Raw genomic sequence first — 22,449 nt, forward strand, 5'->3', positions numbered from 1 at the left:
TCAGAACAGCCACCAGACGAACAAGCCGCCAAAGATCAGCCACTGCAAGCCGTAGTAGGCGAAGCGGCTCCTGGCCTTGATGCGTTTGCCGAACATGCGCACCTGCTGCACATAGGCAAACAGCCGGTTGATGCCGCCGGTCTTGTCGGTGTCCGAGTTGGGGGCGGCTGCGGCGCGGATCAGCGTGTGGCTGATGAAATGGTTGAACCAGCGCGCCACCGGGTTGTTGAGCGGCCGCTCGACGTCGCAGAACAGGATGATGCGCATCACGTCCGACTGGTTCTCTGCGTAGTGCAGATAGGTCTCGTCGAAGATGACGCCCTGGCCGTCACGCCAGGAATAGCGCTCGCCGTCGACCGAGATATAGCAGCTGTCGGCATTGGGCGTGACGAGACCGAGGTGATAGCGCACCGAGCCGGCGAAGGGATCGCGGTGGGTGACGAGGCGCCCGCCCGGCGGCAAGGCCGCGAACATGGCGGCCTTCACGGTCGGGATGCGCTGCAGCAGCCCGGTCGTCACCGGGCAGAGTTCGCGCGCCGACGGATGCGCGTCGCCATACCACTTCAGGTGAAAGCGCGTCCAGCCGGTCTTGAAAAAGCTGTTGAAGCCCGCGTCGTTGTACTTGTCGCTCTTCTTGATCTCGCCCGCGTCGGCCAGCTTGAAGGCTTCGGCGCGGATGTCCTGCCAATGGTCTTGCAGCAGCTTGAGCTCCGGGAAGCCGGCCACCGGCAGATAGGGCTTGGCCGGCAGCCTGGAGAACAGGTACATCAGGCAGTTGATGGGCGCCATGAAGGTGGAGTGATCCATCAGCTGGCGGAAGAAGCGCAGGCGCACGCGACCGCGGAAATGCACGTACATCGTGCTCGCGATGAAGACCGCCACGATGAGCAGCTTGATATAGGGAATGTCGTGGGTCATTTGGCGTAGAAGTCAGCCTCGCCGGGAGGCCGTGACTTGAAGCGCTTGTGCAGCCAGAAGTATTGGTGCAATTGTCGGCGCGCTTGAGCCTCGATGACGGCATTCATGCGGGTGGCGTCCGCCACGATATCGTCGGTCGGGAAATTTTCCAGCGCCGGCTCGATGACGAGCGTGTAGCCATCCGCCTCGCGGCGCGGGTAGCAGGGCAGCACAGCCGCTTTGGTCACGGCGGCCATGCGCGACAGCCCGCCGATGGTGGCCGCCGGCACGCCAAAGAAGGGCACGAAGACCGAGTCGCGGTGGCCAAAGTCCTGGTCGGGCAGGTAGTAGAGGCGATAGCCTTCCTTCAGCGCCCGCAGCGTCGGCCGCGTGCCCTGCTGGCGCGCAAAGATGATGCCGGTGCCAAAACGCAGCCGCTTGGCGCGAAAGAACGCGTCCAGCCAGGGGTCCTTCTGAACCGAGTAGATGCTGACCAGCGGCGTCTCCAGCGACACCCGCAGGCCGGCCAGGTCCAGGCCGGTGAAGTGGGGCATCATCAAGATGACATTGCGGCCATCCAACGCGCGCAGGTTCTCAAGGCCTTCGATGCGGACCAGGCGCTTCAGGCGCTCGCGCGAAGCGAACCAGCCATAGCCGTACTCCAGCAGCATCTGCACCATGGCGACGAAATTCTGGCGCAGCAGGCGGCGGCGAGCTGCCGGTGTCCAGTCCGGCAGCGCGAGCTTGAGGTTGACTTCACCGATGTGCCGGCGTGACGACGGCATCGATGCGACGAGGTTGCCAATCAGCCAGCCCAGGCCCGTGATGGCGCGAAACGGCAGCCAGCTGAGCAGCCAGACAAAACCGACAAGAAGCCTCAGGCCCACGCGCCACCCTCACAGAAGTCCATCCACGCCATCGTCCGCGCCCCACTTGATCCAGGGGCGGCATCGTAGTGGCTGCGGCCGAGCCGCCTCGCGCTAGGGCTCAAGGCGGCTTGTGCTGTCACGGTCATGCGCGTACCGGCGCACCAGAGGAAACTGCGGCAGCCACGACTCGCGGCGAACGGTCCAGAGTTCGTAGGTGGGCTGCAGCTGGCTGGGGCGTCCAGTGCGCCCAGGCTCACCTCGATCTCGTCGGCGCTGCAGCCGAACACGGACGAGCCGCAGCGTGGGCAGAAGAAGCGCCCGGCGTAGTCGCGGGTCTCGCCGGTGATAGTCACCGCGTCCTGAGGGAATATCGCGCTGGCGTGGAACAGTGCGCCGTGGTAGGCGCGGCAATCCAGGCAGTGGCAAAGGCCCACCCGGTACGGCTGCCCGCAGGCCACGATACGGACGTCGCCGCACAGGCAGCCGCCCGTGAATCCATCCATGCCACGCCTCCAGTCAGGCGACGGCGCCGCGCACCTGAGGTCGCGACGCCATCAGCCAAGTCATGCATTGCCTTGTTCCTGAATCCCCAGCAACTCAGCTTCGAAGGGCCGCCTCGACGCCGGGCCGCCACCCGGCCGAATCGTTAACCGCTTCCCTAAGCTGAAGTATGGAGCTTCGTTTCATGCCTCTTAAACTCAAACCGCCCCAACGCTCTTGAGGTTGCGCCGAAGTCCAAGCCCGCTTGGCCAACGCAGCCTGAAGCGCTTTAGCGTGCCCTTGAGCCGACCTCGGTGACCTAAGTCAACGGCGTTTCGGCCCCTTGTACGTGGAACTGCTCGTCGCGGCTGACATCGAGGTGCTCGAATGGAAACGTGCAGGTGGGCCGTCGTGGCTGCTTCCTGCCTGAAGGGGCACGCGCAGACGGTCATTTCAATGATGAGCGGCCTGGACGGCATAGAGGTTGCCGCGTCCAGCGACGCTGACGACAGGTTGAAGGGTTTGGTCGGCATTGTTCTCGTCATCGACCCTCACGACCTGCAATCTGCGGCCGAGCAGGTGACCCGGCTGCACCAGCGGCATCCCTCGTGCGCGCTGTTGTGTGCTGCCGAGAGGCACGCAGCCGTGGACATGGCCGCCTTGCTCAAGGCGGGTTCCCACGATTTCATCCTGCTCCCATGCAGCGCCGCAGAGCTGGATGTCCGCCTGCGCAGGGCTACCGGGCATCTCGGGCCAGGCGCGGCACCCGGTGCCGTCGCACCGCGCCCGGACGCCATCCGCGGCTTCGTCTATGTGAGTCGATCCTGCGAAATGGTTGCGGCCAAGCTGCCGGTGATTGCCGCTTGCCAGGCCAACGTGCTGATCACGGGTGAGACGGGCACAGGCAAGGAGGTCTGCGCGCGAGCCGTGCACTACATGTCGGCCCGCGCCTCGCGGCCCTGGGTGGCGCTGAACTGCGGCGCGCTGCCGACGGAGCTGGTCGAGAACGAGCTCTTCGGCCATGCCAAGGGCGCCTACACGACCGCCCACGCGGCCAGCCCGGGCCTGGTGCGTCAGGCGGAGGGCGGCACCTTGTTCCTGGACGAGGTGGACTCCCTGCCGCTGCCGGCGCAGGCCAAGCTGCTGCGGTTCCTGCAGGAGCACGAGTACCGCCCCGTGGGTTCGAGCTCGGTGGTGCACGCCGATGTGCGCGTGATCGCGGCCAGCAATACCGACCTGTACGCGCTGATGCAGGGTGCGCATTTCCGGCAGGACCTGTTCTTCCGGTTGAACGTGCTCAACGTGAACATCCCTGCGCTGCGCGAGCGGCGTGAGGACATCCCGGTGCTGGCGCTGCACTTCCTGCGCGAGTTCGCGCGCGAGTTCGACCGTGGGGTGGGCACGCTGTCGTCCGCCGCCTTGCACAAGCTGTCCATGCACGACTGGCCAGGCAATGTGCGCGAGTTGCGCCATGTGATCGAGCGCGCCGTGCTGCTGTCCAAGGGGCCCACGCTCGGGCCGGAAGACATCGACATCGGCCGCGCCGGCAGCGAGACCCAGGCTGCCGAGGACGAGTCGTTCCGCGCGGCGAAGACGCGCGCGGTCGAGAGCTTCGAGCGCGGCTATGTCGAGCAGTTGCTCACCGTCCACGGCGGAAACGTCACCCATGCCGCGCAGGCCGCCAAGAAGGACAGGCGTGCCTTCTTCGAGCTGATCCGAAAGCACGGCATCCAGCCGCAGCGCTTCCGGCTTCCTGCCGCCTGACCCACCCCATCCCGAAGGCTTGTCGACGGCCACCGCAGCCTGCGGTGGCTGCGGCATGCCGTGGGCCGTTGCGGTCAGGACAAATCCAGCACGGGGCCAGGACAAATTCATCCTGACCGGTCTGCCCTCTCGCGGCGCGTCGGCTGGCCGCGCTTGCTGTGCTGCGGGGCAGGACAAAACCAGCCACCCCGGGAGCGGCCGCGCGGCCAGGTGCCAGCCAAATCAAGGGCTTGAGCGAGACCGCACACCTGGCACATCGCTTGCAGGGTTAGGCAACGTCAAACGTCATCAAGACATGGCTGAAGGGACAGATCCCACGGCGACCGTGCGTGCGTTGGCCAGATACCTGCGCGCGAATCCGCATGCCTCGGACACGGTCGAAGGCATCTGTCTTTGGTGGCTAGCCCCGGGAGTGGAGATCACGATGGAACAGCTTCAGACTGTGCTCGGCTGGTTGCAGGAACAAGGTGTCGTCGAGGAGTTGCGCGCGGCCGATGGCCGCCGCCGCTACCGGCGCATCGCCGGCGACGCCCAGCTCGACGACCTGCTGGGCGACGCCCCGCGGGGCTGATTGCCAAGATGGCCAACCACCGCGCCATCGCCGCCGCCAGCACCGCGCTGGCCGGGTTGATCCGTGACCACTATCCGCGCGACGAGTTCGGCGCGGGCCTCGAGGTGCAGCTCTACCAGATGCGTGACTTCGAGTCACCGATGCAGGACGGCTTCTCGGTGTGCCTGTACCGCGTGGCGATCAACGGCTCGGTGCGCAACCTCACCATGCGCCGCTCGCCGGACGGGCGCAACTTCAGGCCGTCGCTGCCGCTGGACCTGCACTACATGGTCACGCCGTGGGCGCAGGACGCCGAGATGCAGCACCGCATGCTCGGCTGGGTGATGCGGCTGATGGAGGACACCGGCACGCTGTCGGCGGGCCACCTGAACCACTACCTCAGCGAGACCGACACCTTCGCGCCCCACGAGGCGCTCGACCTGGTGTGCGACCCGCTGTCGCTGACAGACTACCTGACCCTGTGGGACCGGCTGCAGCCGCGCCTGCCGGCCTCGGCCACCTACACGCTGCGCATGGCCTTCATCGACTCCGACGTCCACGTTGAGGGCGGGGCGGCGGTGCAGACGCGGCGCTTCGACATGCGCGGGGTGACGGCATGAGCCTCGCCGCGCGGTCGCTCGAGGTGCTGGCACGCCACGCCGCCATCGGCGTGCGCTTCTGGGATGCCGCGCGCAGCACGTCGCTGATCGACGGCCTGCAGGTCGAGGTGTTCGCACGCTCGAACCCGCGCGTGCGCAAGCCCATGAGCCCAAACCTCAGCGGCGTCTACGTTGGCCACAGCGTGCCGGGCCTGCGCGACTTCGAGTTCTCGGACACCGATCCGCAGCAGCTGTGGGCCACGGCCGAGGCGGCGCTGCGCGCCTGCCGCATCGAGGTGCGCGACCCCTATGGCCGCTTCCTGCCGCTGGCCATCGACGTCGACCTGCCGGTGCGCGGCCTGCTGACCTGGAACGCGCCCTGGTTCTCGCCGCCGCAGCCCATTGTGCTGCCGGGCACGCCAGGTTCACCGCCACAGCTGATGCTGCAGCGCATCCCGCTGTTCTCGGCGCCGAGCCGCGGCGTGCCGGATGCGCAGGCCGCCGTCTACGCGCAGATGCGCGACACCGCCAGCGGCCGGCCGGCCGCCTGGGCGCTGCTGGGCGTCCGCATCGAAGGCCAGCGCTGCGGCCTGGGCCTGGCCGACGAACAGGGCCGCGTGGCCGTGATGTTCCCCTATCCCGAGCCGGCGCGGCGCGCGCTGTCCTCGCCGCCCGAGGCGCGCAACGACTTTTCATGGCCGGTCGAGCTGGACGTGTTCTGGTCGCAGGCCTCGCCGCCGGCGCCGGTGCCTGCGATTGCCGACCTGGCCGACGTGCTGGCGCAGCTGAACACGCCCGGCAGCGTCGACGACCTGGTCTCTTCGCCGACGGCCTCGCGCCGTCTTGCTTACCGCGTGCCATTGACGGCACGCGCGCTGGGGGCGGCGCCGGCCGACGCGTCCTGGCTTTCCGTCTCTGCCGCCTGAGTCACCCGCCTACCGCAGGAGAAGCGATATGCCCGAGTACCTTGCCCCCGGAGTCTTCGTCGAAGAGGTGTCGTTCCGCTCCAAGTCGATCGAAGGCGTCAGCACGACCACCACCGGCTTCGTCGGCCCGACGCGTTACGGGCCGCTGGACATCGAGCCCGAGATCATCACCAGCCTGGTCGAGTTCGAGCGCACCTATGGCGGCCGCGAACGCCTGGACTACCAGGACGCCGGGGAGATCGACAACTACATGTGGCACGGCGTGCGCGCCTTCTTCGAGGAAGGCGGCAAGCGGCTCTATGTCAGCCGCGTGTTCACGCCGACGAATGAAGCGGATCCCTGGTCGGGCCACGCCTTTGGCGGACTGCCCGGCAGCCCGTCGCCGCTGGCGGTGTTCGCGCGCTTCCCCGGTGCCATGGGCGATGCGCGCGTGAGCTTCACCTTCAAGATGGGCCAGAGCGTGCTCGTCGCCGACGGCACCGTGCCGGGCGTGCGCTCCCTCGCCAACCGCGACACGGTCTGGATCCGCCCCGCACCAGCGGGCGGCGCCGGTTCGCCCGCCGTGGCCGAGGGCTACTACCTGGCGCTGCGCGACACGGTCAACGAGAGCTGGGCCTTCTCGTCCACCGGCGACGACCTGGCGACGGCCGATGTGCAGCTCGCCCAGCTGACGCCGGGCGACTACGAAATGCGCATCGTGACGGTCAGCGTGACCATCGCGCCGCTGACCGGCATCACCGTGCCCTTCACGTCGCCGGACCTGCCGCTGGACCCCGACCACGAACGTGGCGGCAGCCCCGACGGGTTGTTCGACTACTTCTCCGAGCATCCCGCCAGCATGGCGCGCGCCCGCACGCTGCCCATCGTCTTCCGCGAGGCCGATGTCGCCGGCATCAACACCGGCGTCGACCTGCTGGGCCTCTTCTTCACCGCAGCGCCTAGCATCGGCTCGCCGGCCACCGGCCTGCAGGCGGCGCTCGAGAACGACGACAGCTCGCCGGCCCAGCGCAGCGTCGCCATCGTGCTGGAAGACGGCGACGACGGCAACCGCCCGCAGGCCGACGAATACGCCGGCATCACGACGCTCGACGACCGCAAGACCGGCATGGTCGCGTTCGAGGACCTGGAGGACATCTCCATCGTCGCCGCACCGGGTTCCACCTTCGGCTACGAGGAGCCCGGCTACGGCCCGACCGCACGCACCATCGTGCGCGCGCTGATCCGCCACGCCGAGCGCATGAAATACCGCATCGCCGTCATCGACAGCGGCGATGACCAGGCCATCAGCGAGGTGCGCGCCATGCGCGCCCAGCTCGACTCCACCTACGGCGCCCTCTACTACCCCTGGATCCGCGTGCTGGACCCGCTGAGCCAGCGCGAGATCCATGTGCCGCCATCGGGCTTTGTCGCCGGCATCTATGCGCGCAACGACATCAACCGCGCCGTCTACAAGGCGCCGGCCAACGAGGTCGTCAACCTGGCCCTGGGCTTCGAACGCTTCCTCAACAAGTCGCAGCAGGAGGTGCTCAATCCCGAGGGCATCAACTGCTTCCGCTTCTTCGAGGGCCGCGGCATGCGGCTCTGGGGCGCCCGCACCATCAGCTCCGACCCCGAGTGGAAATACGTCAGCCTGAGGCGCTACTTCGCCTTCGTCGAGCGGTCCATCGACAAGGGCACGCAGTGGGCGGTGTTCGAGCCCAACGGGCCGGTGCTGTGGGCCAATGTGCGCCGCACCATCGAGGACTTCCTGCGCCAGCAGTGGGAAACCGGCGCGCTGCTCGGCGACAAGGCCGAGAAGGCCTTCTTCGTGAAGTGCGACCGCTCCACGATGTCCCAGAACGACCTCGACAACGGCCGGCTGATCTGCCTGGTCGGCCTGGCTGTCGTCAATCCCGCCGAGTTCGTCATCTTCCGCATCGGCCAATGGACGGCCGACCGCAAGGTTTAACAGGAGCCCGTCATGGCCGAGTTGCGAGACCGACCTTATGTGCAGTTCAACTTCCTCGTCGACCTGGGTGACGGGAACACCGAGGGGCCGCAAGCCGGCTTCCAGGAGCTGAGCGGCATCGGCATGGAAGTCACCGTGTCCGAGTACCGCACGGGCAATGCCCGCGAGAACAGCGTGATGAAGATCACCGGCATGAACAAGGCGACCGACGTCACGATGAAGCGTGGCGTGATCGGCTCGCTCAACCTCTACCAGTGGCTGGACCAGATCCGCAATGGCGACCAGGACGCCATGCGCACGGTCACCATCCAGCTGCAGAACGAGGACCACACGGCGGTGGTGCAGACCTGGAAGCTGCTGCGCGCGCGCATCATCAAGCACACCAGCGGCCCCTTCAATGCCAAGGGCACCGACGTCGCGATGGAGGAACTCGTCCTCGCCTACGAGCGCCTCGAGATGGAGTGATTGGTGCTAGCCGACGCCATCGCTCGCCGACTGCCCGGGATCCGGGTCGACGTCGCGCCACCGCCGGCGGTCGATGCGCTGCCGCGCATGGACGTCGCGGTTTTCGTCGGCTTTGCATCCACCGGGCCTCTGCACCTGCCGGTGGCGATAGAAAGCGCGGCCCAGTACGCCGCGGTATTCGGCCCGGATGCGCCCCTGGCCTGGGATGCGCAACGGGGCGAGCGGGTGCTCGCCCATCTCGGCTGCGCGGTGCGCGCCTTCTTCGCCAATGGCGGCCGGCGCTGCTGGGTGCAGCGCATCGCGCGCAGCGAGGCGCTCGAGGTGGCGCGGGGCGCCGATCCTTCCCTGCCCGGCGTCGCGCGCAGCAGCCGCTTCGCGGTGCCGGGCGTGCTGGCCCTGCCGGTGGGCGGGGCGGCCGTGTCTGCGCTGTCGGGCACGCGCTGCGAAGGCTCCTGGGCCGACCCGCTGCGGCTGAGCTGCGCCGCGCTGGTGCGTGGCCTGGCCATCGAGGGGCTGGTGGAGGCGAGCTCGCCGCCGGGCGATGGCCTCGTCTTCCGTTCGCGCGTGGCGCTGCGTGTGGGCGACCTGCTGCAACTCGGCGACCGCGACCGCGTCTGCGCCTATGCGCGGGTGGAAGCGGTCGACCGGGGACAGGGCGGTGATAGCCTGCAGCTGGTCGAGGCGCGCATGCTCGCGGCCTTCGAGCGGGCGAGCGGCCTGCTGTCACCGGGGTTGCCGGGCAGCGCCGAAGTCCGGGGCTTTGGGGCTGCGGTGTCGGCCACCTGGCTGGGTGCCGACGCCGAGCATGACGACGTCGCTGCACTGCAGTTCGATGATCCGCTGCCGGCCTTGCTCGAAGCTGGCCACTGGGCGCGGTTCGAAAGCGCCGCTGGCGTGCTTTGGCAGCGCATCGATAGCATCCACCGCGAGGCATCGTTCGCCGGCAGTCCGCCTTCGATGGCCACCGCGCTGATGACGGCGACCACCTTTGGCCCGGCCTGGCAGGAACTCGGCGCGGTGCTGCCGCCCGAACTGGGCGGCAGCACGCAGGCGCAGCGCGTCGAGCTGGAACTGCGCACGAGCGCGGACGCCGAGGTCACGCGGCGCTCCGGCATCGGCCTCGCACCCGCGCATCCAGCGTCGTTCTGGACGCTGCAGGACGATGCCGCCTTCTACCGGCCGCGCGATGACCGTCCGCCGCAGCCGCCGGGCGAACTGCCGCGGTTTGCGCTGGCGCCGCTGCCGGAGGATCAAACGCTGGCCTGGCTGCCGCTGGGCGTCGAGCCCTTGCACGGTGCCGCGCTCGCCCCCTTGCCGCAGGACGAGACGGCGCTGGAGCGCGACGGCCTGTCGCGCTTCGACGCAAGCCTCTTCGTCGACCCGGAGTTGGTGAACGACGGCGTCGCCACCGTGGTCGCGCATGCCGACGACATCCGCCTGATCCGCCCGAATCCGCGTGAGCTCTTAGGCCTGCATGCCGCCCTCGCCATCGGCGCGGGCGGCCTGTTCAACGAGGCCAGCCTGCTCGCTCTGCCCGACGCCATCCACCTCGGCTGGCAGCGCCGTGTCGATGTGCCGCCGGAGCCGTCGCAGCCGGAGGGCCCCGATGCGCTGCCCTTCTGGGGCAGCCACGCCGGCCCCTGCGCCACTCAGAGCTCGGCGCCCGAGGGTGGCCCCGATTTCGCCAGCTTCCTGGACTGCAGCACCCGGCTGCTGGCAGCACCCTGGTTGTCCGGCCCGGATGCGCCGTTGCCGCCGGGCCCCTACCGGCTGTCCTGGAGCGACAGCGAGCCGGGTGCCACCTATGTGCTGCTCGAAGCGACCGCGGCCGACTTCAGCGACGCACGCGAGGTCTATCGCGGCCTGGGCCTCGAACACCGCATGGTCGCCATGCGCGAAGGCGTGCTGCGCTACCAGGTGTTCGCCTGGCTGGACGGCCAGCGCAGCCTGGGCTCCAACCCGGTCACGGTGGTGGTGCGTGGCGAAGACTGGGAGCAGCTCGCGCCCGACGCGGCGCAGTTGGTGCACGAGGCCGACTGGCTGGCGGTGCAGCGCGCGGCACTGCGCCTGGCCAATGCCTGTGGCGACCTGTTCGTCGCGCTGGCGATGCCGCGCCACTTCCGCACGCCGCAGGCCCTGCTCTACACGGCGCGGCTGCGCGCGGTGCGCCGCCCGCCCGCGCAGGGCGACCCGCATGCCTTCGGCTACGACGAGGCGCGGGCGCTGTCGCATGGTGCGATGTACTTTCCCTGGGTGCAGTCGGCGCTGCGCGATGGCCTGCTGCCGGCCGCGCCGCGCGTGGTCCCGCCCGATGGCCTGGCCATGGGTGTGCTGGCCGCGCGCGCCTCGCAGCGCGGCGCCTGGATCGCGCCGGCCAACCAGGCGCTGCGGGACGTGGTCGCGCTGGCGCCGCCGGTGCGCAGCATTGACCGCCAGGCCTTGCAAGATGCACAGATCAACCTGTTGCGCGACGACCCGCGCGGCTTCCTGACACTGTCGGCCGACACCCTGGCCCACGACACCGAGCTGCGCCCCATCCAGGTAAGGCGGCTGCTGGCGCTGCTGCGCCGGCTCGCGCTGCGGCGCGGCACGGCCTGGGTGTTCGAGCCCAACGGCCCGGCGCTGCGCCGCTCGATCAAGCGCGGCTTCGACATCCTGATGGGTGACCTGTTCCGCCGCGGCGCCTTCGCCGGCGCGACGCCGTCGCAGTCCTTCCGCGTCGTCACGGACGAAACCGTCAACACGCCGCGCGAGGCCGATGCCGGCCGCCTCGTCGTCGAGCTGCATGTCGCGCCGGCCCAGGCCATGCGCTTCATCGCGGTGCGCCTGCTGCAAAGCGGCGAGCGCCTCAGCGTGGCCGAAGAGCTATGAGCGAGGTCGCCGTCGTCCGCCCCTTCACCGCCTTCAACTTCGCGGTGGAGATCTTCCGCGGCGAAGAGCCCAAGCCGCTGGTCTCGGCCGCCTTCGCCGAATGCGACGGCCTTGAGATGAGCATGGAGGTCAAGACCATTCGTGAGGGCGGCTCCAACGACCGGCAGATCCGCCTTAACGGCGCGATCGCCTACGGCCAGCTGACGCTCAAGCGCGGCATGACCGAGAACTTCGACCTCTGGCACTGGTTCCAGGACTGCGTGAAGAACCCCTATCTGCGCGCCGAGGCCGAGGTCGTCATGTACGCGGCCGACGGCCACACCGTCACCGCCAGCTTCCAGCTGTCGCGCTGCGTGCCGGTCAAGCTGAAGGCACCGGCCCTGAACGCGCGCGACGGCCAGGTCGCCGTCGAGGAACTGCAGGTCGCCTACGAGACCCTGCGCTTCAACGGGATCCAGCCATGACCGAACTCAAGCGCGCCGTCATGTTCGAGCTCGAACCGGGCTTCGAGAACAAGAAGGAGGACGGTCAGTCCGTCGAGGTGCAGTTCAACCCCGAGACGTTGAAGCTGACCTTCAGCAACGAGCTCAAGACCCCCGAGGGCGGCGACCAGAAGGCCGGCTCCGACGGCATGCAGTTCGTCGGCTCCAGCACCACCAAGCTGGCGCTGCAGCTGTGGTTCGACGTGACCGCGATGGAGAAGGACCCGGTCGACGACGTGCGCCGCCTGACCACCAAGGTGCTGTACTTCATGAAGCCCAAGGAATCCGACGCCGATCCCTCCAAGAAGGTGCCGCCCGGCGTCTGCTTCCACTGGGGCGACTTCATGTTCAAGGGCATGATCGAGGCGCTGGAGGAATCGCTGGAGTTCTTCTCGCCCGACGGCAAGCCGCTGCGCGCCAGCCTGTCCCTGACCCTGAGCCAGCAGGCCATCCTGGAGCAGAAGCTCGACGGCGCCGGCAAGGTCGAGGTCAAGCCCGGCCACAAGCCGCCGGGCCATGCGCCGCTGAAGGCGGCCAAGCAGGGCGACTCGCTGCAGAACATGGCGGGCAAGAACAAGAAGGGCGGCAACAAGGACGGTTGGCAGGGCATCGCCGCCGCCAACGACATTGAGGACCCCCTGCGCATGGCGCCGGGGCAGTTCGTCAATCTCAATGCCTCTGTCTCCGCAGGCGCGTCGGCCTCGGCCGATGCGTCATTCGGCGCCTCGGCTTCCGCATCGGCAGGGGGCGGACTGAACGCATCGCTGGGCGGCGCCAGCGGTGCACGCCTGGCCATCGGCTAACACGAGGAGCACAGCATGGGTTCCGTGGTTGTCAACGATTTCGAGGTGCTGCGCGATGCCCAGCCCCAGCAGCCCAAGGGCGGCACGTCCGCGGCCAACGACGCCCAGGGCGGCAAGCCTGAAGAGCTGCCGCCCCAGGAGGTCAAGGACGCCTTGCAAACGCTGCGCACGCAAGCCCTGCGTGTCTGGGCTCATTGAGGTAGCCGACCATGCCCGGTCCATCCACTGACGCCATCGACAGCTCCCGCCCGTCGGTCGAGATCGACGCCCAGCGCGATGCCGGCCTGTGCGCGGGGCTGATGATGATGGACATCGTCGAGACCAGCGAAGGCCTGGCGCGCGCCGACCTGGTGTTCGGCAACTGGGGCGGCAACGACAGCGGCGGCTTCCAGTATTTCGACCGCCAGCTGCTGGATTTCGGCAAGGCCTTGTCGGTCAAGGTGGCCGACGACCTGGTGTTCAAGGGCGCCATCAGCGCCATCACGGCGCAGTTCCCAGAAGGCCGGCCGGCCCAGATCGGCGTCTATGCCGAGGACCGCCTGCAGGACCTGAGGATGACGCGGCGCACCCGCAGCTTCGCCGATGCGACGCTGGCCGACGTGCTGAGCCGCATCGCCGGCGACCACGGCCTGCAGGCCCAGACCGACCTCAGCGGCGAGACCTACAAGCACCTGGCCCAGGTCAACCAGAGCGACCTGGCCTTTGTGCGCGACCTGGCGCGGCGCGAGGACGCGCAGATCTGGATCGAGGACATGCAGCTCAAGGCCGCTCAGCGCGCACGCCGCGAATCGCCGACGGTCGAACTGGCCTGGCCGGGCGACCTGCGCGAGTTCTGTGTCTGCGCCGACCTGGCCCACCAGCGCACCAAGCTCGTCGGCTCCGGCTGGAGCGTGGCCGACAAGCGCGTGGCCCGCCACGAGGCCGACGAGGCCGCCATCCGCGCCGAGCTCAACGGCAATGCCAGCGGCGCCGCCACGCTGGAGCGCGCCTTCGGAGGCCGCATCGACACGCTCGCCCATGCCTTGCCGGCGGTCGATGCCGAGGCGCGCGCCTTCGCCGAGGCGAGCTTCCGCCACATGGCGCGCCGCTTCGTCGTCGGCCACGGCGTGGCCAAGACCAAGCCCGGCCTGCGTGTCGGGGCCAAGCTCAAGGTCAAGGGTGTCGGCCCGTTGTTCGAGGGCGACTACACCGTGACCGAGGTGCAGGTGCGCTTCGACGCCAAGGGCGGGCTGCGCACCGAGTTCTGGTGCGACCGTCCCGCGATTGGCGAAGGACGTTGACATGCTCGTGACTGACCTGCCACCCTTCGAGCAGCTGCTAAACGAGCGCGTTCCCACCGGCTGGGGCGGACGCTGGTATGGCGTGGCGCCGGCCATCGTCATCGACAACCAGGACCCTGATCAGCAGGGGCGGGTCAAGATCACGCTGCCCTGGTCGCCCGATGCGAGCGGCCAGCGCTACGAGGGCTGGGCCCGCATGGCGACGCTGTTTGCCGGCAACGACCGTGGCAGCTGGTTCATCCCCGACGTCGATGACGAGGTGCTGGTCGCCTTCGAGCATGGCGACCCGCGCCGGCCCTATGTGCTGGGCGGGCTGTGGAACGGCCGCGACGCGCCGCCGGCGTCCATGGACAGCAACAACACCAAGAAGGTGATCTGTTCGCGCAACGGCGTGAAGCTGACGCTGGACGACCAGGACGGCCAGGAGTCGTTCAAGGTCGAGACGCCGGGCGGCCAGTCGGTCACGCTGAAGGACGGCCCGGGCTCGGTGACCATCGAGGACAGCAACGGCAACTCGATCAAGCTGGAGGCCGCGGGCATCACCGTCACGGCCTCGGCCAAGGTCACGGTCAACGCGAGCACGGTCAGCGTCAGCGCGGGGCTGTTGTCGGTCGATGCCGGCATGGCGACCTTTTCCGGCACTGTCCAGGCGACGACTGTCATTGCCAGCACGGTGATTGGCAGTTCCTACCTGCCTGGCGCAGGGAATATGTGGTGATGCCATGAACCACAACGTCGCCTGGCAAACCGCTCAGCCGCTTTGGGGCCGCTTTGGCGCCACGCAGGCCCTCGGTGCCGTGTCGGCCGACCAGGGCCGCCCGGTGCTGCTGCGCTTTGACAGCGACGAGTACATGCAGCAGGTGCTGGCCGCGCTGGAGCACGACCCGGCCAGCCTCGGCGACCGCATCGCGCGCCCCGAAACCTGGCGCCTGCCGCCCGGCGAACTGCCCGACCTCGTCGAGCGCGTGCCGCTGCCCAAGCTGGCGAAGACGCTGGCGCGGCTGCGCAAGGACAGGCAGGCGCGCACCGAAGTGACGGCGCCGACGGCCCAGCTCGCCACGAAGGAGAACGGCGTCGACCGCACCCTGCCGCTCAAGCTCTACCAGCCGGCCCACCAGCGCTATTACCTCGTCGCGGCTAACCTGGTGTGCGCGCAGCCGGGCCTGCCCGACCGTGCGCTGGCCACCGGCGGCAGCGAGCAGGTCGGCTTCGTGCTGCGTCGGCTGCTGCCGCCGTCCGCCAACGCGACGCCGGTCGAGTATGCCTTCGTCAAGGACGCCTCGGGCGCGCGCTGGCAGCAGGTCGACCCCGGCGACGCCATGGTGGCGGGTGAGGAGCTGCTGGGCCTGTTCTCCATGGGCTTCAAGGCCGATAACGGCCAGCCCCGGCGCTTGCATGCCGGCCTGATCCCTGTCGGCCGGCGCGAGGAATACATGGGCGCGCGCGCCCAGCACGGCGCTGCCGGTACGGGTGGCGGCGCGGCACCGAGCGTGGTCTCGACGCGCAAGGAGCAGTTCAAGATGGACGTCAGCGAGCCCTGGAAGAACCTGGTTCGCAGCGCCTTCTATGCCCAGGGGCGCATCATGACCGTGGTAGACGGTGGCGTGGATGCTGCCAGCCGCGCCACGCAGGCTGAAGGCGCCAACCAGCAGCTGCAGGGGCAGTCCTGGCTGGTGCTGCTGGACTTTGCCGACTTCCTCGCCACCCATGTGTCGCGGGTCTGGGACGCCGTCGAGACGCCCGCCCTCGGCGCGCAGCTGACCGGCGCGCCAAAGAAGCTGTTCGACTGGCTGAACGGCAATGCGACACAGATGGGCACGGGCTGGCCGGGCCTGAGCGGCAGCCCCGGCATCACGCTGCGCGAGGCGCTCAGGCGCGTGCGCGGTGCGCGCGCCAGCCTCGAAGCCACGACGGCCCTCTATCCGGACGACCCGGGCAGCGGCCTGGCCTGGCCCGACTTCCGCTATCTGCTGGCCGGCTTGCGTGAGGGCGTGCTGCCGGCCTATGCGGCTGCCGGCCTGCACACCACGCTGCCGGTGCCCGACGTGCCGGTCGATGCCGACGACATTGAGGCTACGGCGCCGAACATGACGCCTCTGCAAAAGGAAGCCGAGGATGCAGCGGCCCTGGTCGACAAGGTCGTGCAGCTGGTCATACCCGCCATCGACCTCACGCAGCCGGCGGCGCCATCGCCGGCCCTGCCGTTCGCCGCCAAGCTGCGCGACGCCTTCGACAGCCTGCAGGGCGACGTCGGCTGGTTCGTCATCCGCTGCGCCTATGTGCGCTGCGACTGCGGGTCGCTGAAGCCCACGCTGTTGTCGGCGCCCAGCGTGCGCTTCCAGCTCGCCAGCTTCTTCGACTCCGATGCGCCGGCCCGCCCCATCCGCATTGCCCTGCCCATGGACACGACGCCGGCCGGCCTGCGCAAGCACCAGAAGAACGCGGCCTTCATGATGTCCGATGTGCTGTGCGGCCAGGTGCAGCGCGCCAAGGGGCTGGGCTTCGTCGACCTGGTGCGCTCCGTGCTGCCCTGGCCCCTGCACAAGCCCCTCGACGTTGGCGGCATGGGCCCCTGCGGCAGCTCGCCGCAGGCCAGCCTGGGCATGATCTGCTCGCTGTCCCTGCCCATCATCACGATCTGCGCGCTGATCCTGCTGATGATCATCGTCAGCCTGCTGGACTTCGTGTTCCGCTGGTTGCCCTTCTTCGCGATGTGCTTCCCGGTCCCGAAGTTCAAGGGGAAGTCGGAATGAACAGCATCTTCGGCAGGAGCCTGTCCTTCCCGCCCCGGGTGGGCGCCGACGGCCGTTTCGTCTGGTCGGAGGGCGAGACCAATATCCGCGAGTCGATCACGCTGATCCTGAAGACGGAGGCCGGCGAGCGCGTCGGCCTGCCCGAGTTCGGCGCCGGCCTGACGCGCTATCTGTTCGAACCCAACATCACCGCCACGCATGCGCTGGTGAAGGACGCGGCCCAGCGAGCGCTGACGCGCTGGGAGCCCCGCATTCAGGTCGAGTCGCTCGACATGGCGGCCGACCCCGCGGACGCCGAGAACGCGCTGCTGACCATCACCTACAAGCTGGTCGCCACCGCTGCGCGCGAGCGCATCACGGTCGGCGTTCCGCTGGGCGCGGCCTGACGCGACACGAGGGCCCGACCATGCCGATCACCCCGCCGCCGCTCGACGACCGCCGCTTCACGCAGCTGGTCGACAGCACGCTGGCCCGTGCCCGCGTGCACACGCCCGAGTGGACCAACTTCAACCAGAGCGACCCCGGCGTCACGCTGGTGCAGCTGTTCTCCTTCCTGACCGAGAGCCTGCTGTACCGCGCCAATCTCGTGCCGCTGCGCAACCGCGCCAAGTTCCTGCAGATGCTGCGCGTGCCGCTGGCGCCGGCGTCGGCCGCCAGCGGCCTGGTCGCCATCGCCAACGAACGCGGTGCGGCCAGCGTGCAGACCCTGGGCGCAGACCTGGAAGTGCGTGCCGGCGCGGTGCCCTTCCGCACCCAGCTCGGCCTGGACGTGCTGCCGCTGGAGGCGCGCGTCTTCTTCAAGCGCCGCCTGAGCGCGCCATCGCCCGAGCTGCTCGACTACTACCGACTGCTGTACGCGTCCTACCAGGTGCCATTCCCCGACGATGTGCAGCTCTACGAAACCGTGGCCCTGGACCCGCAGGTGGTCGACAGCGTCGACCTCAATGCCGACACCGTCGACGCCAGCCTGTGGATGGCCTTGCTGGCGCGCCGCGACGACCCGCCCGACAGCGGCGGCAGCGATCCCTGGAAGACGCTGCGCGACAAGCTGGGCGGCCGCACGCTGACACTGGGCCTGGTGCCCGCGCTGGATGCCGAATCGGCCGAGCTGACGCCGGCCGGCCGCGCCCAGCCGCGCCAGCTGCTGCGCTTCGAGCTGCCCGAGGTCAATGTCGATGGCCGCGTCGCCCGCGATGCCGGCGACCGGCCGGCCCCGCGCTACCGCCAGCTCGAACCCCGCACCGACGTCGACCTGCTGTCGGTGCCCGGCGTCGTGCAGCTCGCCTTGCCGGCCGCCGCCCAGCTCAAGCTGTGGCAGGACGTCGATCCCCTCGAAGGCGGTGTGGGCGACATGCCGCCGACCCTGGACGATCCGGCCCTCGGCGCGCGCGTCGTCACCTGGCTGCGCGTGCGTGCCGATGGCGCCGCCCGCGCGCGCCTGCGCTGGGCCGGCATCAATGCGGCGCCGGTGCGGCAGACCCAGCGCATCGCCGCCGAGCCGCTGACCGATGGCGACGGCTCGCCGGACCAGGTGCGCCGTCTGGCGCGCGCGCCGGTGCTGCCGGGCAGCGTCAGCGTCACGACCCGCGTGGGCAGCGAAGCGCCGCTGGCCTGGAAGCCCATCGATGATCTCGCCGCCGCGGCGCCCGAGGTGCCGGTGGGCAACCCGCGCTCCACGGCCCGCGAGCTGAACACGCCCGACACCGGGCCGACCGAGGTCTTCGAACTCGACGCCGAGGCCGGCGAGCTGCGCTTCGGCGACGGCCTGCGCGGGCGCCGCCTGCCGCTGGGCGCGCGCGTGCTGGCCTCCTATGAATTCAGCCAGGGCGCTGCCGGCAATGTGGCCGAGGGCATGATCGACAGCGCCCCGCAGCTGCCCTCGGGTTTCACGGTGTTCAACCCGGTGCAGACCTGGGGCGGCGCCGACGCGGAGGACGTGGCCAGCGGCGAGAAGCAGGTGAGACGCTATCTGCAGCACCGCGACCGCCTCGTCAACGTCGACGACTTCGAGGCCATCACGCTGCGTGCGCCCGGCGTGCAGATCGGCCGCGTCGAGATCCTGCCGGCCTTCCATCCCGACCTGGTGCCCAACGAACCGGGCGCGGCACCGGGCGTGGTCACCGTGATGGCCATCCCCAGGTTCGATCCCGGCCAGCCCGATGCGCCGCGTGCGGACCGCCTCTTCCTCAATGCCCTGTGCCAGCACCTCGACCCGCGCCGGCTGGTCACCACCGAACTGGTCGTGCGCGGCCCGGTCTACAAGGGCTTGTGGATCTCTGTCGGCATCGAGGCCGCCGCCGGTTTCGCGATTGCCGAAGTGGTCGAGGCGGTGAAGCTGCGCCTGCGCAGCCTGCTGGCGCCGGTCGGTCCCCACGGCGATGAGCCGCGCGAAACGCCGCTGTTCACGCCGCGCGGCACCGACCCCGAGCGTGGCTGGCCGCTGCGCACGGTAGTCGCCAGCCGCGTGCTGCTGGCCGAAGTGGCGCGCGTGCCCGGCGTCACTTCGGTTGCCGACGTGTTGCTGGCCGAAGGCGCGCGCGCCGGGGCCGACGTGGTCGAGATGACGGGGCTGGAGCTGCCGCGCGTGCTCGGCATCTCGGTGGTGTCGGGCGACCCGCTGCCGCTGGATGCCCTGCGCGGCGGCGCCGGTACGGCCCCGGCCGCGACCATCCAGCTGCTGCCCGTGCCCGTGGTGCCGGAGTCCTGCTGATGAAGAACGTCAACGGCGCCCGCTTCCAGCTGCTGCTCGGCCGTGCCGACTGGGGCCGCTGCGTCGTTGGCGACAGCGCTGCGGCCCTGTCGCTGGAAGCCTGGTGGAGCGGCGCTGGCAGCCCCGCGCCGCTGCTGCCGCCCAAACTGCCGGCCTGGGACGTGGCGCGCAAGGAACTGAGCCTGCAGCCGCGCCCCATCGAGCTGCCGGCCACCGCCACCGAGGCGCCTTTGACACTGGAAGCGCGCCGCGGCGCCGCGGCGGACCGCTACGGCAATGTCTACCGTGTGGCCGACGACCTGCGCTCCCTGCATGTGGCGTCGGCCGGCAGCGGCCACGACAGCCTGTTCTGGCCAGCCGAGCCGTCCGATTGCACGCCCCAGCATGAACGGGAGAGGCTCGCCTTCCAGCTGCACGCGGCCACGGCGGCGGCGGTGACTGAAACCTATCTCGCCATGGCCGTCACGCAGGACGACTGGCTCGTAGTCGCCTTCGAGCGCGGCGGCCTGCGCGGCCTGCTGGCCTTCGACCTGGTCGCCGGCGGTCAGTCTCTGGAAACGCCCTGGCCCGCCGCCGTGCCTTTCCTGCCCCTGGACATGTGCGCCCGCGAAGGCGGTGGCGTCTGGATCCTCGACCGCGCCAACCTGCGCCTGTGGGAGCTGGACTGCAAGCTGGCCATCGTGCGCAGCGGCCAGCCGCTGTCGTCGCTCGCGCCCGAGGTGATCGACGACTTCCAGCCCCTGTCCGGCCCGCAGCGCGTGCATGCGGCGACCGATTTCCCGCTGGGGCTGGACCTCGCCGCCAGCCCCGGCTGGGTCACGGACCCGATTGCCGTTGAGCCCGGCCGCGACGGCAGCGTGTGGCTGCTCGACCGCGACGACGTGGTGCAACGCTCGCGCGTCGTGCGCCTGCGCCGCGAGGGCGACACCTGGTCCCAGGACGCGTCGGACTGGCTGGCCGGCCTGCCAGCGCCGGCCCACGACTTCCTGCACGCCGCCGCGCCGCGCTGGCCCTGCGCCGAGGGCGATGTGGCGAAGCAGCTCTTCGTCGCCAGCACCGTCGGCAACCAGGTGCATGCCTTCGGCGTCATCGACGACGCTGAGCGCTTCGAGCTGCAGACTCTGCCCCAGCTCTACCCGCTGCGCCGCTACGGTGGCCGGGCGCTGGTGGCGGTGCGCGGCGATGGCCGCTACGACAGCGGCATCGCGCAACCGGTGTGGACGCTGTTCGTGCAGCAGCCGCGCGCGCGCTTCGAGACCGAGGCGGAACTGGTGAGCCCACTGTTCGACAGCGGCGAACTCGGCACGACCTGGGACAAACTGCTGCTCGACGCCGCGATTCCCGCCGGCACCCTGGTCGAGGTGTGGAGCCGCGCGGCCGACGAAGTCGACGGCTTCCCGGGCCAGCTGTCCCCACCTGGCGAGACGATGCAACTGGTCGGCGCCTGGCGGCCGGAACCGGCGCCGCTGCTGCGGCCCGACGGCCCCGAGCTGCCGTGGCTGCGCCGCGAGGCCATGCGGCCCACGCGGCGCGAAACCGGGCAGGGCACCTGGGAGCTGCTGTTCCAGGCCGCCCAGGGCCGCTATCTGCAGCTGAAGCTCAAGCTCAGCAGCGAACAGGGCACGAACACGCCGCGGCTGCGCGCGTTGCGGGTGTGGGCACCCCGTTTCTCCTACCCCGAGCGCTTCCTGCCGGCGGTCTACCGCGAGGACGAACGGGGCGCGGACTTCCTGGAGCGCTGGCTCGCCAACTTCGAGAGCACGCTGACCGGCATCGAGGACAAGGTGGCGCGCGTGCAGTCGCTGTTCGACGCCCGCACCGTGCCGTCCGAGGCCCTGGCCTGGCTGGCCGAGTGGTTCGATGTCGCCCTCGACCCCGCCTGGGACGAACGCCGCCATCGCCTCTTCGTGCAGCATGCGATGGACTTCTTCCGCTGGCGCGGCACGGTGCACGGCCTGCGGCTGGCGCTGGAGCTGGCTTTCGATCCCTGCTTCGACGCGGCGATGTTCGAGGCGCCGCGCGACGGCGACGAGGGGCCGCGCCGCATCCGCATCGTCGAGACCTACCAGACACGCCTGATCGGCGCGCTGGCGGCCGGCGACCCGGGTGCGGCCGCGCTGCAGGGCGACGCCTTGCAGCTCGTCCAGACGCAGACGCTCTGGACCCCGGCCGAAGGCAATACCGGCCTGGTGGACCGCTGGGCGCGGGCCCAGGGCAGGGTGGCCACGCCGACCGAACAGCTGACACCCTTCCCCTTGCTGCCGCCGGTCGATGCCGACGAGGCCTTGCTCTGGCGTACCTTCACCGCGTCGGCCCTGGGTTTCGTGCCTTCGGCGGGGGCGCAGGAGAGGGCGCGCTGGCAGGCCTGGCTGCTGGCGCGCCATGGCAGCCTCGAAGCGGTCAACACCAAGCATGGCAGCGCCTACGCCAGCATGGCCGCGGTCGCGCTGCCGGTCGATGCGCCGGCCAACGAGACCGCCGCCGCCGACTGGGCCGCCTTCTGCGCACGCAGCGACGGCGCCTGGACGCGCGCCCGCTGGCAGGACTTCCTCGCCCGCCGCTACCGCCGCATCGAGCGTTTGAAGACCGCGCACGGCACGCACTGGAGCGACTTCGACCTGGTCGCCTTGCCCGACGTGCTGCCCATCAGCGGCACGGCGCAGACAGACTGGCTGCAGTTCGAGGGCCAACTGCTCGCCATGCACCGCACGGCCCACCGCTTTTCGGTGCTGCTGCCGGTGGACAGCGTCAGCGCCGACCCCTTCGAGCTGGAGGACAGGCTGGGCCTGGCGCGCCGCATCGTCGAGCTGGAAAAGCCCGCGCACACGGTCTTCGACGTGCGCTTCTTCTGGGCCTTCAACCGTATCGGCGAGGCGCGGCTGGGGCTGGACACGCAGATCGGCGCGGGCAGCCGCGCCCCCGAACTGATTCCCGATGCGGTGGTTGGCCGCGCCTACGTCGGCGCGAGCTTTGTGGCCACGGCGTTGCGGCCGCAGGCACCCGACCGGCGCCTGCTGGCCTGTTGAACGACATGAACCATCCGACGAACCGA

19 protein-coding genes are annotated in these 22,449 nt (G+C 69.8%); 16 read left to right on the forward strand and 3 right to left on the reverse strand.

Features of this window, described 5'->3' with window-relative positions; translation table 11 throughout:
- The 3 genes from AC1DW0_RS07660 to AC1DW0_RS07670 are packed head-to-tail and all read right to left on the reverse strand — an operon-like array spanning nt 1 to nt 2,269.
- On the reverse strand, nt 1-918 hold the full coding sequence (locus AC1DW0_RS07660; protein WP_235531965.1) for an aspartyl/asparaginyl beta-hydroxylase domain-containing protein: 918 nt from the start codon (nt 916-918) through the stop codon (nt 1-3).
- Nucleotides 915-1,784, reverse strand: a complete 870-nt coding sequence (locus AC1DW0_RS07665; protein WP_056197013.1) for a lysophospholipid acyltransferase family protein — start codon at nt 1,782-1,784, stop codon at nt 915-917. Before AC1DW0_RS07665 ends, AC1DW0_RS07660 begins: the two co-directional genes overlap by 4 nt.
- Nucleotides 1,775-2,269 (reverse strand): GFA family protein, encoded by a 495-nt coding sequence (locus AC1DW0_RS07670; protein WP_457354000.1) that lies wholly within the window; start codon nt 2,267-2,269, stop codon nt 1,775-1,777. Before AC1DW0_RS07670 ends, AC1DW0_RS07665 begins: the two co-directional genes overlap by 10 nt.
- A 364-nt stretch (nt 2,270-2,633) precedes the next feature.
- Here AC1DW0_RS07670 and AC1DW0_RS07675 point away from each other — a divergent pair, with 364 nt between their 5' ends.
- From AC1DW0_RS07675 to AC1DW0_RS07750, 16 genes are all read left to right on the forward strand, one after another.
- Entirely contained in the window at nt 2,634-4,010 is a 1,377-nt protein-coding gene (locus tag AC1DW0_RS07675) for a sigma-54 dependent transcriptional regulator (RefSeq protein WP_457353998.1), read from the forward strand.
- Between the two features lie 424 nt (nt 4,011-4,434).
- Entirely contained in the window at nt 4,435-4,581 is a 147-nt protein-coding gene (locus tag AC1DW0_RS07680) for a hypothetical protein (RefSeq protein WP_457353996.1), read from the forward strand.
- 8 nt (nt 4,582-4,589) lie between these two features.
- Nucleotides 4,590-5,180, forward strand: a complete 591-nt coding sequence (locus AC1DW0_RS07685; RefSeq protein ID WP_457353994.1) for a Pvc16 family protein — start codon at nt 4,590-4,592, stop codon at nt 5,178-5,180.
- Nucleotides 5,177-6,085, forward strand: coding sequence for a hypothetical protein (locus AC1DW0_RS07690; protein ID WP_457353992.1), 909 nt, complete (start codon nt 5,177-5,179; stop codon nt 6,083-6,085). Before AC1DW0_RS07685 ends, AC1DW0_RS07690 begins: the two co-directional genes overlap by 4 nt.
- Nucleotides 6,086-6,113: 28 nt before the next feature.
- Nucleotides 6,114-8,033 carry a phage tail sheath family protein gene (locus AC1DW0_RS07695; RefSeq protein ID WP_457353990.1) on the forward strand — a complete coding sequence of 640 codons (1,920 nt, stop codon included), beginning with the start codon at nt 6,114-6,116 and terminating at the stop codon, nt 8,031-8,033.
- A 12-nt stretch (nt 8,034-8,045) separates the two neighbouring features.
- Nucleotides 8,046-8,498 (forward strand): phage tail protein, encoded by a 453-nt coding sequence (locus tag AC1DW0_RS07700; protein WP_457353988.1) that lies wholly within the window; start codon nt 8,046-8,048, stop codon nt 8,496-8,498.
- Between the two features lie 3 nt (nt 8,499-8,501).
- Nucleotides 8,502-11,369 (forward strand): phage tail sheath C-terminal domain-containing protein, encoded by a 2,868-nt coding sequence (locus AC1DW0_RS07705; RefSeq protein ID WP_457353986.1) that lies wholly within the window; start codon nt 8,502-8,504, stop codon nt 11,367-11,369.
- The gene (locus tag AC1DW0_RS07710) at nt 11,366-11,833 is read left to right on the forward strand and encodes a phage tail protein (protein ID WP_457353984.1); all 468 of its coding nucleotides are present in this window, start codon (nt 11,366-11,368) and stop codon (nt 11,831-11,833) included. The genes AC1DW0_RS07705 and AC1DW0_RS07710 overlap by 4 nt, the downstream gene beginning before the upstream one ends.
- On the forward strand, nt 11,830-12,654 hold the full coding sequence (locus AC1DW0_RS07715) for a CIS tube protein (RefSeq protein WP_457353982.1): 825 nt from the start codon (nt 11,830-11,832) through the stop codon (nt 12,652-12,654). Before AC1DW0_RS07710 ends, AC1DW0_RS07715 begins: the two co-directional genes overlap by 4 nt.
- A gap of 15 nt (nt 12,655-12,669) precedes the next feature.
- Entirely contained in the window at nt 12,670-12,852 is a 183-nt protein-coding gene (locus AC1DW0_RS07720) for a hypothetical protein (RefSeq protein ID WP_457353980.1), read from the forward strand.
- Between the two features lie 11 nt (nt 12,853-12,863).
- Complete coding sequence (locus tag AC1DW0_RS07725) at nt 12,864-13,934, forward strand: phage late control D family protein (RefSeq protein ID WP_457353978.1); 1,071 nt, start codon at nt 12,864-12,866, stop codon at nt 13,932-13,934.
- A 1-nt stretch (nt 13,935) separates the two neighbouring features.
- Nucleotides 13,936-14,652, forward strand: a complete 717-nt coding sequence (locus AC1DW0_RS07730) for a phage baseplate assembly protein V (protein ID WP_457353976.1) — start codon at nt 13,936-13,938, stop codon at nt 14,650-14,652.
- 4 nt (nt 14,653-14,656) lie between these two features.
- Nucleotides 14,657-16,687 (forward strand): hypothetical protein, encoded by a 2,031-nt coding sequence (locus AC1DW0_RS07735; protein ID WP_457353974.1) that lies wholly within the window; start codon nt 14,657-14,659, stop codon nt 16,685-16,687.
- Nucleotides 16,684-17,073: a GPW/gp25 family protein gene (locus tag AC1DW0_RS07740; protein WP_457353972.1), complete on the forward strand. Its 390-nt coding sequence runs from the start codon at nt 16,684-16,686 to the stop codon at nt 17,071-17,073. The genes AC1DW0_RS07735 and AC1DW0_RS07740 overlap by 4 nt, the downstream gene beginning before the upstream one ends.
- A gap of 20 nt (nt 17,074-17,093) precedes the next feature.
- On the forward strand, nt 17,094-19,397 hold the full coding sequence (locus AC1DW0_RS07745) for a baseplate J/gp47 family protein (protein WP_457353970.1): 2,304 nt from the start codon (nt 17,094-17,096) through the stop codon (nt 19,395-19,397).
- On the forward strand, nt 19,397-22,423 hold the full coding sequence (locus AC1DW0_RS07750) for a phage tail protein (protein ID WP_457353968.1): 3,027 nt from the start codon (nt 19,397-19,399) through the stop codon (nt 22,421-22,423). Before AC1DW0_RS07745 ends, AC1DW0_RS07750 begins: the two co-directional genes overlap by 1 nt.
- Nucleotides 22,424-22,449 lie beyond the last annotated feature (26 nt).

The organism is Roseateles sp. P4_D2, from assembly GCF_056401875.1.

Excerpts from the sequence above, each read along its gene's own strand:
- AC1DW0_RS07695 (WP_457353990.1), top strand. The coding sequence starts at position 6,114 with ATGCCCGAGTACCTTGCCCCCGGAGTCTTCGTCGAAGAGGTGTCGTTC.
- AC1DW0_RS07660 (WP_235531965.1), bottom strand. The coding sequence starts at position 918 with ATGACCCACGACATTCCCTATATCAAGCTGCTCATCGTGGCGGTCTTC.
- AC1DW0_RS07725 (WP_457353978.1), top strand. The coding sequence starts at position 12,864 with ATGCCCGGTCCATCCACTGACGCCATCGACAGCTCCCGCCCGTCGGTC.
- AC1DW0_RS07715 (WP_457353982.1), top strand. The coding sequence starts at position 11,830 with ATGACCGAACTCAAGCGCGCCGTCATGTTCGAGCTCGAACCGGGCTTC.
- AC1DW0_RS07735 (WP_457353974.1), top strand. The coding sequence starts at position 14,657 with ATGAACCACAACGTCGCCTGGCAAACCGCTCAGCCGCTTTGGGGCCGC.
- AC1DW0_RS07675 (WP_457353998.1), top strand. The coding sequence starts at position 2,634 with ATGGAAACGTGCAGGTGGGCCGTCGTGGCTGCTTCCTGCCTGAAGGGG.
- AC1DW0_RS07730 (WP_457353976.1), top strand. The coding sequence starts at position 13,936 with ATGCTCGTGACTGACCTGCCACCCTTCGAGCAGCTGCTAAACGAGCGC.
- AC1DW0_RS07690 (WP_457353992.1), top strand. The coding sequence starts at position 5,177 with ATGAGCCTCGCCGCGCGGTCGCTCGAGGTGCTGGCACGCCACGCCGCC.
- AC1DW0_RS07720 (WP_457353980.1), top strand. The coding sequence starts at position 12,670 with ATGGGTTCCGTGGTTGTCAACGATTTCGAGGTGCTGCGCGATGCCCAG.
- AC1DW0_RS07750 (WP_457353968.1), top strand. The coding sequence starts at position 19,397 with ATGAAGAACGTCAACGGCGCCCGCTTCCAGCTGCTGCTCGGCCGTGCC.
- AC1DW0_RS07685 (WP_457353994.1), top strand. The coding sequence starts at position 4,590 with ATGGCCAACCACCGCGCCATCGCCGCCGCCAGCACCGCGCTGGCCGGG.
- AC1DW0_RS07680 (WP_457353996.1), top strand. The coding sequence starts at position 4,435 with ATGGAACAGCTTCAGACTGTGCTCGGCTGGTTGCAGGAACAAGGTGTC.
- AC1DW0_RS07710 (WP_457353984.1), top strand. The coding sequence starts at position 11,366 with ATGAGCGAGGTCGCCGTCGTCCGCCCCTTCACCGCCTTCAACTTCGCG.
- AC1DW0_RS07670 (WP_457354000.1), bottom strand. The coding sequence starts at position 2,269 with ATGGATGGATTCACGGGCGGCTGCCTGTGCGGCGACGTCCGTATCGTG.
- AC1DW0_RS07745 (WP_457353970.1), top strand. The coding sequence starts at position 17,094 with ATGCCGATCACCCCGCCGCCGCTCGACGACCGCCGCTTCACGCAGCTG.
- AC1DW0_RS07740 (WP_457353972.1), top strand. The coding sequence starts at position 16,684 with ATGAACAGCATCTTCGGCAGGAGCCTGTCCTTCCCGCCCCGGGTGGGC.
- AC1DW0_RS07700 (WP_457353988.1), top strand. The coding sequence starts at position 8,046 with ATGGCCGAGTTGCGAGACCGACCTTATGTGCAGTTCAACTTCCTCGTC.